The 14254-nt window shown below is 53.3% G+C and carries 13 protein-coding genes and 1 pseudogene; 8 read left to right on the top strand and 6 right to left on the bottom strand.

The window, feature by feature from the left end; genetic code table 11:
- Nucleotides 1-53: 53 nt before the first annotated feature.
- From DYC63_RS07650 to DYC63_RS07640, 3 genes and pseudogenes are all read right to left on the bottom strand, one after another.
- The gene (locus tag DYC63_RS07650) at nt 54-1220 is read right to left on the bottom strand and encodes an iron-containing alcohol dehydrogenase (protein WP_115218678.1); all 1167 of its coding nucleotides are present in this window, start codon (nt 1218-1220) and stop codon (nt 54-56) included.
- A 12-nt stretch (nt 1221-1232) separates the two neighbouring features.
- Nucleotides 1233-2023, bottom strand: a pseudogene (gene attM / locus DYC63_RS13380) (AttM family quorum-quenching N-acyl homoserine lactonase).
- Nucleotides 2024-2117: 94 nt separating this feature from the next.
- The gene (locus tag DYC63_RS07640) at nt 2118-3137 is read right to left on the bottom strand and encodes a LacI family DNA-binding transcriptional regulator (protein WP_115218677.1); all 1020 of its coding nucleotides are present in this window, start codon (nt 3135-3137) and stop codon (nt 2118-2120) included.
- A 162-nt stretch (nt 3138-3299) separates the two neighbouring features.
- On the opposite strand from DYC63_RS07640, the gene DYC63_RS07635 reads away from it, so the two are divergent.
- The 6 genes from DYC63_RS07635 to recF all read left to right on the top strand — a co-directional run bounded on the left by DYC63_RS07635 (nt 3300) and on the right by recF (nt 10120).
- Nucleotides 3300-4148, top strand: coding sequence for a toxin-antitoxin system YwqK family antitoxin (locus DYC63_RS07635; RefSeq protein ID WP_115218676.1), 849 nt, complete (start codon nt 3300-3302; stop codon nt 4146-4148).
- A complete protein-coding gene (locus DYC63_RS07630) occupies nt 4141-5010 on the top strand; it encodes a hypothetical protein (protein ID WP_115218675.1) in 870 nt (289 codons plus the stop codon). Before DYC63_RS07635 ends, DYC63_RS07630 begins: the two co-directional genes overlap by 8 nt.
- A 101-nt stretch (nt 5011-5111) precedes the next feature.
- Entirely contained in the window at nt 5112-6425 is a 1314-nt protein-coding gene (locus tag DYC63_RS07625; RefSeq protein ID WP_115218674.1) for a DEAD/DEAH box helicase, read from the top strand.
- 96 nt (nt 6426-6521) lie between these two features.
- Nucleotides 6522-7532, top strand: coding sequence for a tryptophan--tRNA ligase (gene trpS, locus DYC63_RS07620; protein WP_115218673.1), 1011 nt, complete (start codon nt 6522-6524; stop codon nt 7530-7532).
- 15 nt (nt 7533-7547) lie between these two features.
- Complete coding sequence (locus tag DYC63_RS07615) at nt 7548-9044, top strand: YifB family Mg chelatase-like AAA ATPase (protein WP_115218672.1); 1497 nt, start codon at nt 7548-7550, stop codon at nt 9042-9044.
- Entirely contained in the window at nt 9044-10120 is a 1077-nt protein-coding gene (gene recF, locus DYC63_RS07610; RefSeq protein ID WP_115218671.1) for a DNA replication/repair protein RecF, read from the top strand. The genes DYC63_RS07615 and recF overlap by 1 nt, the downstream gene beginning before the upstream one ends.
- An 84-nt stretch (nt 10121-10204) precedes the next feature.
- Here the strand turns inward: recF and DYC63_RS07605 are convergent, their stop codons facing one another.
- From DYC63_RS07605 to dtd, 3 genes are read right to left on the bottom strand one after another with little or no spacing between them, the layout of a single operon-like run.
- Nucleotides 10205-11698: an Rne/Rng family ribonuclease gene (locus DYC63_RS07605; RefSeq protein ID WP_115218670.1), complete on the bottom strand. Its 1494-nt coding sequence runs from the start codon at nt 11696-11698 to the stop codon at nt 10205-10207.
- Between the two features lie 9 nt (nt 11699-11707).
- Nucleotides 11708-12283, bottom strand: a complete 576-nt coding sequence (locus DYC63_RS07600) for a Maf family protein (protein WP_115218669.1) — start codon at nt 12281-12283, stop codon at nt 11708-11710.
- Nucleotides 12280-12723, bottom strand: coding sequence for a D-aminoacyl-tRNA deacylase (gene dtd / locus DYC63_RS07595; protein ID WP_115219491.1), 444 nt, complete (start codon nt 12721-12723; stop codon nt 12280-12282). The genes DYC63_RS07600 and dtd overlap by 4 nt, the downstream gene beginning before the upstream one ends.
- Nucleotides 12724-12785: 62 nt before the next feature.
- Here dtd and pyrB point away from each other — a divergent pair, with 62 nt between their 5' ends.
- Both pyrB and DYC63_RS07585 read left to right on the top strand, forming a co-directional pair.
- A complete protein-coding gene (gene pyrB / locus DYC63_RS07590; protein WP_115218668.1) occupies nt 12786-13832 on the top strand; it encodes an aspartate carbamoyltransferase in 1047 nt (348 codons plus the stop codon).
- Between the two features lie 10 nt (nt 13833-13842).
- On the top strand, nt 13843-14181 hold the full coding sequence (locus tag DYC63_RS07585) for a P-II family nitrogen regulator (protein WP_115218667.1): 339 nt from the start codon (nt 13843-13845) through the stop codon (nt 14179-14181).
- Nucleotides 14182-14254: the final 73 nt, after the last annotated feature.

The following is a 14254-nucleotide window of genomic DNA, read 5'->3' as shown; positions in this document are numbered from 1 at the left end:
ATTTACCTCTTTTATCCGCAGCGCGGCGATACTGCCGCGCCCTTGATGATAAATTAAAACGTCTTGCCTTCCCAAGCGGCGCGGTAAATTTTTGCAATATCCGCTTCCTGCAAAGGCATGGGGCTGCGCGCCAAAAGCCGCGTTTGCTTGCAGCCGTCGGCAACCAGCGAGGGCAGCGCCGATTCGGGAATATCAAAGGCTTGCAGACTGTTGGGAATGCCTACGTCTTTAACCAATTCTTCCAGACGGGCGATGCAGGCTTGCGCGGCTTCGCTTTGCGATAAATAAGCGGCGCTAAAGCCCATCGCTTCGTAAATGTCTTTTAAGCGTTTTTCGCATGCCGACGCAATATAGCCCATCACATAGGGCAGCAGCACGGCATTAGATTCGCCGTGAGCAATATGGAATTGTCCGCCCAAAGGATAGGCAAGCGCATGCACGCCCGCCACGCCGGCATTAAAGAAAGCAATCCCTGCCAAATAGCTGCCGTAGCTCATGTCTTCGCGCGCTTGGCGGTCTTCTCCGTTTTGCACCGCCGTACGCAGAGAACGGCTAATCAAGCGAATCGCCTGCAAAGACAATGCTTCGGTTACAGGGTTGGCATGAATGGAAACATAGGATTCCACCGCATGCGTAAGCGCGTCAATACCGGTAGCGGCGGTAACGCGCGGCGGCACGGATACGGTCAATTCAGGATCGACAATCGCCACGTCCGCCAGCAGAAAATCATGCGCAATCACGTCTTTAGTGCTTTCTAAAGACAATACGGAAATATTGGTAATCTCCGAACCGGTGCCGGAAGTGGTGGGAATCATGATTTTCGGCAAACCGCGCGTGCTGAGGCTTTTGCTGCCCGAGAGGTTCAAATATTCGCGTACCTCGCCTTCCTGCTCGGCAAACACCGCTGCCAATTTCGCCAAATCCAGCGCGCTGCCGCCGCCCAAGCCGATAACCAAATCCGCCGCCTGCGCCCGCGTGAAATCCACCAAAGATTGCGCCAAAGCCAAGGGTGGTTCTGCCGCGACTTCGTCATAAATCACGCTGTCCACGCCGATGTCCTTAAGGCGAGCGGCGATATTATCCGCCATGCCGTTGCGGCGTAAAAAAGGGTCGGTAATCAACAGCGCTTTTTTCGCGCCGAGCCGCTGCACTTCTTCGGCTAAAACCGAAAGACAGCCCCAGCCGCTGTAGTTTTTTCCTACAAATGTGGTCTTAATCATCTTATTTCCTCTCTAATTATAAAAATCGGGAGCTTTTTTGAAAGTTCCCCATGCATCAGGGTCATGTCCTGTTACAACAATGGCTTTTTCTCTTTCCGCTAAAGTGCGTAATTTATCGACTGAGCGCACCGCATCCACAGTAGAAGCCAAGAAACCCGGTAAAGCCCTTTTTTCCCAATGATCAATAGTATAAGCAGCATCAATTGTAAGTATCATCGGCGCCGTATTTGGAAGTCTTACTAAAAAAGACTGATGTCCCGGCGCATGTCCCGGTGTGAATATCGTCGTCAATGTCCCATCGCCGTAAACATCATAAAATCATCCGATGTGCCATTCAAAAACTGCCATTTCAGTCCGGGACGATCAAAATCCTTACGGATATAACCACCGGCAGCGAACCAGTCAGGAGTAAAGGCATATTCATATTCACATCGCTGCACGATATAAGTGGCATTGGGAAAACGCCCCACCGCGCCGGTGTGATCCAGATGCAGATGCGATTGCAAGACATATTTCACATCATTAGGATCAATATCCAAAGCTTTCAGTTGCTCGACACAGCCTTGTTCCTTAGTCATCACAGGGTTATATACATCGCAAATATCTCCCCAATATTCTCGCGGATTTTCTGCTACTTCCACCGCATTGCCGCCATCAATGATAGTGTGTCCTTCAGGGTGGGTTAGCAAAAAGAAAGGAACTGGGATTTCATAATCAGCGCCATCACCTTGATTCATTTTGATATTGTGCACTTTGCATTTCAAACTGCCGGATTGCAGCATATATAAACGAATTTCTTTCATGCTAATCTCCTAATTAATATTTAAGGATACGTAACCATTTTATTGGTTACGTATTCATCTTAGTTAATTAACCAAGCGATAGCAAGCATTTTTCTTAAAGCAAGGCGCGCGTTGTGCGGCGTTCGTATAAAGTAACGGGTTCAGTAATGCGAATTTCCGGCAATTGGCGTCCGTCTTCTTTGGCTTCAATCATTGCAAATAATGCCTGCACGGCGGTAAAGCCCAATATCTGCCCTTTGGCGCAGCCCACCGTGCTTAATTCAATCAGGCGGCTGCCGCTCAAACGCACATTATCAATGCCAATCACGCTGACCTGCTCCGGCACCGAGCAATCTAAAGCCGCCAAAGCATCTAAGACATCAATCGCCATCGCATCGGTTGCGGCGCAAATCGCGCTCGGCATGGTGTCAGTTTGCGCCAAACGTTCCAGCAAACCGAAGACATCGGGTCTGTCCAATTGTTTGAAATTAATCACGCGACTGCGCAAAGTCTCGCCGAAACGGCTTTTTGCCGCCTGCATGGCGGATTGATAACCTAAAAAACGATTGGCAAAGGTGCTGACGCGCGGATAAGCGCCAATCCATAAAATATCGCGATGCCCCAATGCCAGCAGATGCTCCGCCGCCAGCTTGCCTGCCGCCAGATTATCGATTTCCACATAATTGCCTTTCTCGCGGTGGCGGCGGTTAAAACTGATAAAAGGCAATTGCAAATGTTCCAAACGCTCAACCACGGGATCATCCAACAACATGCAGGACATAATCAAACCGTCGGTTTTATTCGCCAATGCCGCATCATAGGCATCCGCCACTTCGTCGCTGCCGACAAAATGCACGTTCACGCGATAGCCGGCACGGTTGGCGAAATTGATGATTTCAGTCGTGGAATCGACAAAAAAAGGATTTTCCAAGCCGCCCGAAATCAAAGAAATGCTATAGGATTTTTGCTGCACCAAACTGCGGGCATTCGCATCCGGCACATAATTGAGCGCCGCAATCGCCGCCAGCACTTTGTCTCGCGTTTCAGGACGCACTTGCTCGGGCGCATTCAGCACGCGCGAAACGGTTGTCTGCGACACCCCCGCTTTTTTCGCCACATCTTTGGAAGAAGCCATAAATCCTCATCAGCAATCATAATCTTGCTATTGCACAGCAGTTTAGCCGCCTTTTCAATAGGCGGGCGAAAAAACTGCCGCCGCTTTTCTAAAATCATTGAATTACCATAGGCAATCACGCATAATTCCGAAATATTTCTCATAAAGTTTAAGGAGATTGAAGTGAAAAAATTACTACTTACATTGGCTCTCGCTTTGTGCGCGATACAGCCCGGCTTTGCCGAACACCGCCATGAAAAAAACAGCATAAAAGCCCAATATGAAGACATCGACGCAATATTGGACAAAAGCCTCATGCCGCCCGATTTGGCGGAATTTCAAATTCGTCCTGAATTTATCGATCTGCTGCACATCGACAGCAAGACTTATCAAAACGAGCTGGAATACACCGCCGCTAAAGAGAAAAAGCAATATTATTTTGATAAAGACGGTCAATCCGTCGATGCTCCGGCGACAGGCGGCCATTACCGCGAAATCTTAGGCACAAGCGCAGACGGCAAACCCGTCGCACAGAATTTCTACCAAGACAGCGGTGCGCCGCAAACCGCACCTTTTATCCTAATTCCCGGCAAGGAAAATGATTTGTCTACCGACGGTATTGATGGGCGCCTCGTTTGGTATAACCCCGAAGGAAAAGTTACCGACATCGTCGTCTTTTCCCAAGGCAAACGGCAAGGCGGGCATTTATTTATTACCGAGAAAGGCTTAAATATGATTGATTTTGAAAAAGAACAATCTATTTTCTATTCTCTGGACGGCAAATTGCTCTCCCATATCGACCAACAAAAAGAGCAGGAGTTTTTCTATTATCACAGCGGCAAAATTATGCTGATTTTCCAAGAAAAAGACGGAAAACCTTATTATCGTGCTTGGAATGAGGCAGGCAAAGAAGTCAAAATTTTGGAAATTGCACCGCAATTTATGGGCGCTTACGAATTGCGCCAAGAAATCTATCAATCCGTCTTAAAAAAAATAGAAGCAGCACTGGAAGAAGCGAAAAATCATGAATAAATATCTCTTGTTAGCCGCCGCATTATTCGCCGCTTGCGCCCATAGTGAAAGCCGCAAAAATACGCTACCCGAAAAACCTATTGAAACCGCAGTCAAAAGCCATAAAAACATACTGCCGACAGCACAAGCTACGGCGGATACGGCGGCACCGCATATCCGTCATCTGAACATACAGCCGAATTTTGATACGGCGCTCTTTAGCGTTGACGCCAAAACCTTTCTCAATGATTTGCAGTTTACGCCTGCAGAAAAAGAACAACGCTACTATTTTCATGGCGCCGATCAGGAACATGGCAGCAGCGAACAGGCGCAAGGCGGCGGCTATTACCGCCTGATTCTCGGCAGCACCGCTCAAGGCGATTCCGTTGCACAAGATTTCTACCAAGACATCGAAGCGCCGCAAACCGCGCCCTTTTTGCTGGTCAAAGGTAAAGAAAAGGATTTCAGCACCGACAGCAGCAACGGGCGCACCATTTGGTACACACCTGAAGGCACGGTCGAGTCGATTGCCGATTTCGCCGCAGGCAAAAGAATCGGCTGGAGCTTAATCCTGCGCGAAGGCAAGCCCATCATGCGCATACATACTATCGACGATAAAACGCAGGCATCCGAACATGTGATTTTCAATGCCGAAGGCAGAATTGTGATTCACAGCCGCAATAACAGCGAATACACCTTTTTCTACCCTAACGGTTCGGCGATGTTTTACGTCGATGAAAGGCGGCAGCCGGTCGAGCCGTTGGCTTGGGATGAAAACGGCAAGAGCATAGATCCGTTTGAGGTTCTCAATCAAATCAATGAATTGATACTGCGTCAAGATGAAGTCATCCAATACATTCTTGACAGCAACGACATCAATTAATCCGACACTTCCCTTTGGGCGCCATGCTTGGCTTTTTGCTATGGCATACGCGCCCACAATGCTATAATCCCTGCTTTCACAATTCATTACTTAAACAACCTATGTCAGAACATCTCAGCTTTGCCGATTTCGCCCTAGATCCCGCCATTCAAGCCGCCATTGAAGACTGCGGATTCAGCCGCCCCACCCCCATCCAAGAAAAAACCCTGCCGCTTACGCTAAAAGGCTACGACGTCATGGGCATTGCCCAAACCGGCACAGGCAAAACCGCTGCATTTCTGATTTCCTTACTCAATTATCTCCTCAGCAACCCCGTTCATCCCAAAGCCAAAGGCCCGTGGGCAATTGTGCTGGCGCCGACGCGCGAACTTGCGATTCAAATCAAAAAAGACCTCGACCAACTCGGACGCTATACCGGCTTGACCAGCCTCGCCATCTACGGCGGCACCTCCATCGAGCATCAAAAAGCCCTATTTGAAGCGGCGAATATCGACATCATCATCGGCACGCCGGGGCGGATTATCGACCTTTACAAACAGCGGGTATTCCGCCTGAAAAACATCGAAGTCTGCGTATTGGATGAAGCCGACCGCATGTTCGACCTCGGCTTTATCGACGACGTGCGCTTTCTGCTGCGCCAAATGCCGCCTGCCGACGAGCGTCTGAACCTCCTGTTTTCCGCCACCATGGCGCAGAAAGTGCAGGAATTGGCTTATGAATATTTTAATGCGCCGCAAAATTTGAGCGTGGAAAGCGAGCAAACCACCGCCGATAATATCCGACAATCGCTCTACCATACCGCCAGCCATGAAAAAACGCCCCTGCTACTCGGCTTATTGGTAGCGGAAAAACCGGAACGCAGCATGATTTTCCTCAACACCAAACGCGATTTGGAACGCCTCAGTTTGGTACTTAGCAGCAACGGCTATCCCAATGCTGCCCTCTCGGGCGATTTGGCGCAGAAAAAACGCGAACAAGTGATTAAAGACTTCCAAGAAGGCAAAGTGAACATCGTCGTCGCCACCGACGTTGCCGCGCGCGGTATCCATGTGTCGGGAGTTACGCATGTATTTAATTACGACCTGCCGCAAGTGGCGGAAGATTACGTGCACCGCATCGGGCGCACCGCACGTGCCGGTGCATCAGGTACCGCCATCAGCTTTGCCTGCGAAGAATACGTCTATTCCCTGCCGGAAATCGAACATTACATCGGGCAGAAAATCGAAGTCGCCACATTGCATGACGAACTGCTTGCCGACGTCGTTCCCCCTGCGGAAGAAGACCTGCAAGCCCTGCGCGACGAACGCAAACAACGTCAGCAGCGCAACCGCCCGCAAAACGGCAATCAGCGCCATCGCAGCAGCAATCCCAACCGCCGCAGACGCCCCGCGCAAGACGGACAAGCCTCATCTTAAACCCTAGACGCATTTGCCGCCGACATCGGCGGCAAATCTATTGATACCCCTTGGCATGAAACCTTTCCCATACCTGTCAGCATATAAAGGAAAACCATGAAAAAACGCGTTCTTACAGGCATCAACACCACCGGCATACCGCATTTAGGCAATTATGTAGGCGCTATCCGCCCCGCGATTGCCGCCGCCAACCGGCAAGCCCAAGGCGAATCCTTTTTATTTTTAGCCGATTTGCACGCCCTGATTAAATGCCACGACCCCGAAACCGTGCATCAATCCTCCCTTGCCATTGCCGCCACATGGCTTGCCTGCGGTTTAGACCCTGAAAAAGTAACCCTGTACCGCCAATCGGACATCCCCGAAATCACGGAACTCAATTGGATATTCAACTGCGTCTGCGCCAAAGGGCTGATGAACCGCGCCCATGCCTATAAAGCGGCGGTAGATGCCAACAACGCCGATAATAATGCCGACCCCGACCACGGCATCTCTATGGGACTGTTCTGCTACCCCGTTCTCATGGCGGCGGATATTCTGATGTTTAACGCCACTCATGTACCCGTAGGGCGCGACCAAATACAACATCTTGAAATGGCTCGTGATATTGCCGCGCGTTTCAACCACCGCTATGAAAACCTATTCGTCATGCCCGAAGCCGTCGTCGATGACAACGTCGCCCTGCTCACCGGCACGGACGGACGCAAAATGAGCAAAAGCTATGGCAACACCATCGCCCTCTTTGAGCCGGAAAAAGCCCTGCGCAAACAAATCATGAAAATCGTTACCAACTCCCAAGCCCCCGGCGAGCCGAAAAACCCCGACGACTCCGCTATCTTCGACATTTACCGCGCCTTTGCCGGCGCCGAAGAAATCGCAGCCATGCGCCGACACTATGCCGAAGGCATCAGCTGGGGCGATGCCAAACAAATGCTCTTTGAACGCATCAATACCGAACTCAGTACCCCGCGCGAAATCTATCACTCCCTCATGGCAGAGCCGGCAAAAATCGAAGCCGTTCTGCAAGCAGGCGCAGAAAAAGCGCGTCGGGAAAGCCGCGCCTTTTTGGCGCAAATCCGCCATGCCGTCGGCATCCGTCCGCTCGCCTAAAGGAATCAAAGCCGCATGAGTCTCGCCACCGTCTTCTCGCGCGCCCCCTTGAGCTTGAATGCTCCCTTGGTGCGCGTAGAAGTACATCTGGCGTCGGGTTTGCCGGCGCTGACCCTAGTCGGACTGCCCGAAAAAGCCGTCAAAGAAAGCAAAGACCGCGTCCGCGCCGCAATACTCAACAGCGGCTTTGAATTTCCGCAAAAACACATCACCATCAACCTCGCCCCTGCCGACCTTCCCAAAGACGGCTCGCGCTACGATCTTGCCATCGCTCTAGGCATTCTTGCCGCCTCGGGACAAATCCCCGCCGCCGCCTTAACTGACTACGAATGGCACGGCGAACTGGCGCTATCGGGCGAACTCCGCCATGTACAGGGTATCTTGTCCTGCGCATTGGCGGCAAAACAAGCCCAACGCCGCATCGTCGTCGCCCCAAGTAATGCGGCGGAAGCCGCCTTAGTCGCAGAACACAATCTCGCCAGCGCCCACAATCTGGCGGAAATCGCCGCCGTCTTATCGGCGCGGCAAGACTGGCAAAGCACGCCGCAGATTGCGCCGCAAGCACCGCATTACCCTGATTTTGCCGACGTCATCGGACAACAGGAAGCCAAACGCGCCCTGCTCATCGCTGCTGCCGGCGCACATCACGTCTTGATGAGCGGGCCGCCCGGCACCGGCAAATCTATGCTCGCACAACGCTTCGCCGGCATACTGCCGCCCATGACCCAAACGGAAGCCATTGAAAGCGCCGCCATCCAATCGATCAGCCCGCAAGGCTTCCAAGCCCAAAATTGGCGGCAACGCCCCTACCGCGCCCCGCACCACAGCAGCTCTGCGGCGGCATTAGTCGGCGGCGGTAGCGTTCCCAAACCCGGCGAAATCTCGCTCGCCCACCACGGCGTACTGTTTTTAGACGAACTGCCCGAATTTGACCGCCGCGTCCTCGAAATGCTGCGCGAACCTCTGGAAAACGGACACATCAGCATCTCACGCGCCGCCATGAAAAGCGATTTTCCCGCACGCTTTCAACTCATCGCCGCCATGAACCCCTGCCCCTGCGGCTACTACGGCGACCCGCAGCGCCATTGCAGCGACACCCCCGACCAAATCGCCCGCTACCGGCAAAAAATCAGCGGCCCTCTGCTTGATCGCATCGACCTGCACCTGACCATCGCCCGCCTCAGTCCGCAGCAACTACGCCAACAGCACCATGCACAGCAAAACAGCGCCGAACTGCGTGAACAAGCCGCCGCCGCGCGCCGCATCGCCCTCGACAGACAAGGCTGCCCCAATGCCCTACTCAGCGGACAAGCCCTCGAGCAACACCTCTGCGCCGAAGCCGCCGTCTATCAACTGCTCGATCGCGCCGCCGAAAAAATGCAACTCTCCATGCGTAGCTACCACCGTCTGCTCAAAGTTGCCCGTACCATCGCCGACCTTGCCGCCAGCCCCCTCATCAACAGCACACATGCCGCAGAAGCCCTGCAATACCGCACTTGGAACAGCCGCTAATGCACATCAGCTCATTACGCGGCGAACAATTTCGCAACCTGCAAACATTCGAACTCCGCTTTCATCCGCAACTCAACCTCATACACGGTGCCAACGGCAGCGGCAAAACCGCCCTATTGGAAGCTCTCTACATGCTCGGACGCGGCAAATCCTTCCGCGAAAGCCAAACTCGCCACATCATCAGCCACGGACAACACTACTTCCGCCTTATCGCCGAATTGCACAGCCACAGCCGCAGCCACCTGCTCGGCATAGAACGCCACAGCCGCGACTACCTCCTGCGCCTTGACGGCGAAAACCTGCGCAGCCTCAGCGAACTCGCCCAACTCGTCCCCATTCAAATCATCAACAGCGACCACTTCGCCCTCATCGACCAAGGACCCGAACACCGCCGCCGCTTTACCGACTACGGACTCTTCTACCACGACAGCAACTTCCTCAAGGCTTGGCAGCACTACCAATACGCCCTTAAAAACCGCAACGCCGCCCTGCGCCAACAATGGGCGGACGAATACATCGCCCCTTGGCATCAACAACTCGCCGACTACGGCGAATGGATAGACCGCCTCAGACAAGACTACCTCACCGACTTAGAAAAAACACTCAACCACTACCACGCCGAACTCGGCGGACTGGAAACCCTGCACATCCGCTACTATCGCGGCTGGGCGGCAGAACGCCCGCTTGCCGAACTCCTCAACGCCCACCTTGAACGCGACCGCCAACTCAAACACACCCGCGACGGCATCCATCGCGCCGAATGGCGTATCGCCACCACTAAAGACCAAGACGCCGCCCACCACTTCTCGCGCGGACAGCAAAAAACCCTCATCTGCGCCCTCATCTTGGCGCAAACCCAACTCATCGCGGAAAAAAGCGGCAAACAACCCGTCATTCTCGTGGACGACATCGCCGCCGAACTCGACCGCACACGCCGCCAACTCCTCATCAACTTCCTGCTCAACAGCGGCTCGCAACTCTTCATCACCGCCATAGAAAGCGATGCGGACAGCCAAGACATGGACGCCGTCCGCTTTCACATCGAGCAAGGCAACATCACGGCATCAAAGCTCTGAAAAAAATAAAAATCTTGGATAATATAGCCAATCCACAACAAAATTAATTGACTATATAAATCCCACTTCTTCGACTATAGCCCTCTAAGACACCGCAATATCGTACTGTCCTTTGCCGTAACTGGGATCGCTTTGCAGGCGGATTGGGGTTTTGAGCAGGATTTGCAAATCCGAGAAAGTCAACGACTCTTCTTCGCGGATAAAGTCGATAAAGGCGGGGGCGGCAATGACGGTCAGCTGTTTGGGCGCGTATTCGCGCACTTCCCGCATCAAATCGCGAAAGAGTTCATAGACTTGGGTTTCGATGGTTTTCACATAGCCGCGTCCGCCGCAACTCGGGCAGGGTTCGCACATAACTTGGCGCAGGCTTTCGCGCGTGCGTTTGCGCGTCATTTCGATGATGCCCAGCGGCGAGATGGGGCTGATGGTGTATTTGCTTTTGTCTTTGCCCAGTGCGGAAAGCAAGGCTTCCATCACGCCTTGCTGATGCTGACTGTCGTTCATGTCGATGAAATCAATCATGATAATGCCGCCGAGATTGCGCAGGCGCAGTTGGCGCGCAATAGCTTTCGCCGCCTCAAGATTGGTTTTGTAGATGGTGTCTTCCTGCGAGAGTTTGCCGACAAAGCCGCCGGTGTTCACATCAATGGTGGTCATGGCTTCGGTTTGGTCGATAATCAGATAGCCGCCCGATTTGAGGGCGACATGGCGGTCTAGGGATTTTTCGATTTCTTCTTCAATGCCGTAGCGTTCAAAGAGGCTGCGGTCGCTGTCGTAAAAATTCAGGCGATCCGCCATTTCCACGAGGAAATTGCCGGCAAATTGCGCCATATGGCTATAAGCAATGGCATCGTCAACGGTTACGCGGATAACGTTCGGCGACACATAATCGCGCAGCACTTTTTGATACAAAGGCAAATCGCCGTAAATCAACGCGCCGGATTTGGCATTGCGGTAAGTGTATAAAATCGCTTCCCAGACGCGGTGCAGATATTGCATATCGGCGCGCATTGCCCAGATATCGGCGCTTTCGATGGCGGTACGCACGATAAATCCGCCCTGCTGCCCCTGATGAAAGCCCAGCATTAAATCGCGCAGGTTCTGCCGCTGTGCTTTAGAGGCGATTTTAATCGAGACGCCGATATCATCGGCATTGGGCAGATAGACTAAAAAGCGCGAGGGAATGGATATTTCGGTGGTCAAACGCGCCCCTTTGGTGCCGATAGGGTCTTTCAGCACTTGCACCAGCAGACTTTGCCCTTCATAGAGCAAATCGCTAATCCGCTGCGCTTCGGCTTGCGCGCCGTTGCGCACGATGTTTTTCATATGCAAAAAGCCGGCGCGTTCCATGCCGATATCGATAAATGCCGCATCCATGCCCGGCAAAACGCGCTGCACTTTGCCTTTGTAAATATTGCCCACGATGCCGCGCCGCCGCTCGCGCTCCACCATCACGTCCTGCAATACGCCGTCTTCCATAATCGCTACGCGCGTTTCATAAGCGGTATGATTGATGAGAATTTCCACGCTTACATCAGGCGGTGGCGGCGGTAAAGTGATGGGAATCAGCGAGTTCATGCAAAATCCTTATGGGCGGGCGAAGGGCATAATGCCAAAGGTGTGCAGTGTGGCACAAACCGCGGCAATCGGCAAACCGACCACGGTATAAAAATCGCCCTCGATTTTCTCCACCAATACCGCGCCCTGTCCTTGAATCGCATAGGCTCCCGCCTTGTCCGCGCCTTCGCCGCCGTCCACATAGGCTTGCAATAAGGCGGCGGAGGAATGGCGCATATAAACGCGTGCGATATGGGTTTCGCTCAAGCATTGCGCGCCTTTTTGTATTGTTACGGCGGTAGCGACTTCGTGCATGCGTCCGTTCATAGCGCTCAGCATGGCAAGCGCCTGCGCCGCATCACGCGGTTTGCCCAGCAATTGTCCTTCCAAAATACCGATGGTATCCGCCGCCAAGACCCATTGTTCGGGATATTGACGCGCTATCGCCGTCGCTTTTTCCTGCGCCAGACGCGCTACCGTTTGCAAAGGGCTTTCTTGCGGCAAGGGGCTCTCGTCAATATCGGCGACGACAATGCGATGCGCAATGCCGACCTGCCGCAGTAAGGCACTGCGCCGCGGCGAGGCGGAAGCTAAGATAATGCTCATGGCGACACCTGCAAAGAAAAAGTCACCGGACCGTCATTGATTAATGCCACCTGCATATCCGCACCGAATTGTCCCATTTGCGTGGCAGGATGCAGACTGCACACATAATCGCAAAAACGCGCAAACAACGGTTCCGCCAATGTCGGCGCCATGGCAGGGTCAAAGCCGGCGCGATTGCCCTTGCTCGTATTCGCCGCCAAAGTAAATTGCGATACCAGCAGCACTTCGCCGCCAATCTGCCCCACATTCAAATTCATTTTGCCCTCGCTGTCGCTAAACAATCGATAATTAAGCACTTTCTGCGCCAATTTTTCCGCCTGCGCCCAGCTATCCTGCTTTTCTATGCCGACCAAAACCAATATTCCCTGCCCGATAGCGGCAATTTCCCGCCCATCAACCGTCACGGAAGCCTGCCACACACGCTGCACCAATCCAATCATCACACGCTCAACATTCAAATAAAAATGGCATAATAGCGCAGAATTCACACAGGAGCCTCCCCATGTCGCTTATCGGTCGCCATCTGCTGTCCATCGACAGCCTCAACCGCGCAGAACTCGAAGAATTGCTGGCAATTGCCAAACGCCTCGAACCCGTCGCCAAACGCCAAATGCGCTGCGACGTGCTGCAAGGCGCGGTGCTTGCCAATCTCTTCTTTGAAGCCAGTACCCGCACCCGCATGAGTTTCCACACCGCCTTCGCCCGTCTGGGCGGCGCCGTCGTCGATACCACGGGCTTTACCTTCTCTTCGCTCTCCAAAGGCGAATCCCTAGAAGACACCGCCCGCGTCATCGCCGGCTATGCCGATATCATCGCCATGCGCCACCCCGAAGAAGGATCGGTCGCGCAATTTGCCGCCCCAATCAATGTACCGGTTATCAATGCCGGCGACGGCGCCGGCGAACATCCCTCACAAGCCCTACTGGACTACTACAGCATCAGCAAAGAATTCGAACGGCTGGACAAAAGCATAGACGGCATGAGCATCGCCATGGTCGGCGATTTAAAACACGGACGCACCATCCATTCGCTCTGCAAACTGCTTTCTCTGTTTAACAACATCAAATTCCGCTTTATCGCGCCGGATAATCTGCGCGCACCGGCATCCTTAATCGCTCTGCTGAAAACGCGCGGACATGAAGTAAGCGAATGCGACAGCTTGGCAGCAGGACTGCCGCATAGCGACGTTATCTACGCCACCCGCATACAGCGCGAACGCATACAAGGCGGCGAAGAAATGGAAGGATACGGCGAACAATTCCGCATTAATGCCGCCGCCATCACTCGACACGCCCAGCCCGACACCGTCATCATGCACCCCCTGCCGCGCGACAGCCGCGAAGGCGCATTTGATTTAGCCACCGACCTCGACCGCCTGCCGCAACTTGCCATCTTCCGCCAAGCGGACAACGGCGTTATCATGCGCATGGCGATTTTCGCCGCCATCCTCGGCGTGGCGGACAGATTAGAAGCACACTTCGCACCGCTCACGCTCTACCGCCCGGCAAGACTCTCCGACCACGACGCCGATTTTTACACCTTCGACTAAGGACAAAGCCATGTACATGATTACCGCCATCATCAAACCCTTTAAACTCGACGACGTGCGCGAAGCCCTTTCCGAAATCGGCGTGCATGGCATCACCGTAACCGAAGTCAAAGGCTTTGGGCGCCAAAGAGGACATACCGAACTCTATCGCGGCGCGGAATACATCGTGGACTTCCTGCCCAAATTAAAACTGGAAATCGCCGTCAGCGAAGAAGCCTGCGAAGAAGTCATACAAACCATCCGCCAAGCGGCGAATTCCGGAAAAATCGGCGACGGCAAAATCTTTGTTACACCGCTCAGCCGCGTTATCCGCATCCGCACCGGAGAAATGGACGAAGACGCCATCTAGCAGCGCATCTCAGGCGGTATCGACAGGAGGCAGACTTAGGCTGATGATGAAGATTTTTCAAACCTAAGACCGA

Source organism: Suttonella indologenes (genome assembly GCF_900460215.1).
GTDB classification, from domain to species: domain Bacteria; phylum Pseudomonadota; class Gammaproteobacteria; order Cardiobacteriales; family Cardiobacteriaceae; genus Suttonella; species Suttonella indologenes.
The sequence above is the reverse complement of the archived record's forward strand: the minus strand, read 5'-3'. Positions and strand labels throughout refer to the sequence as shown.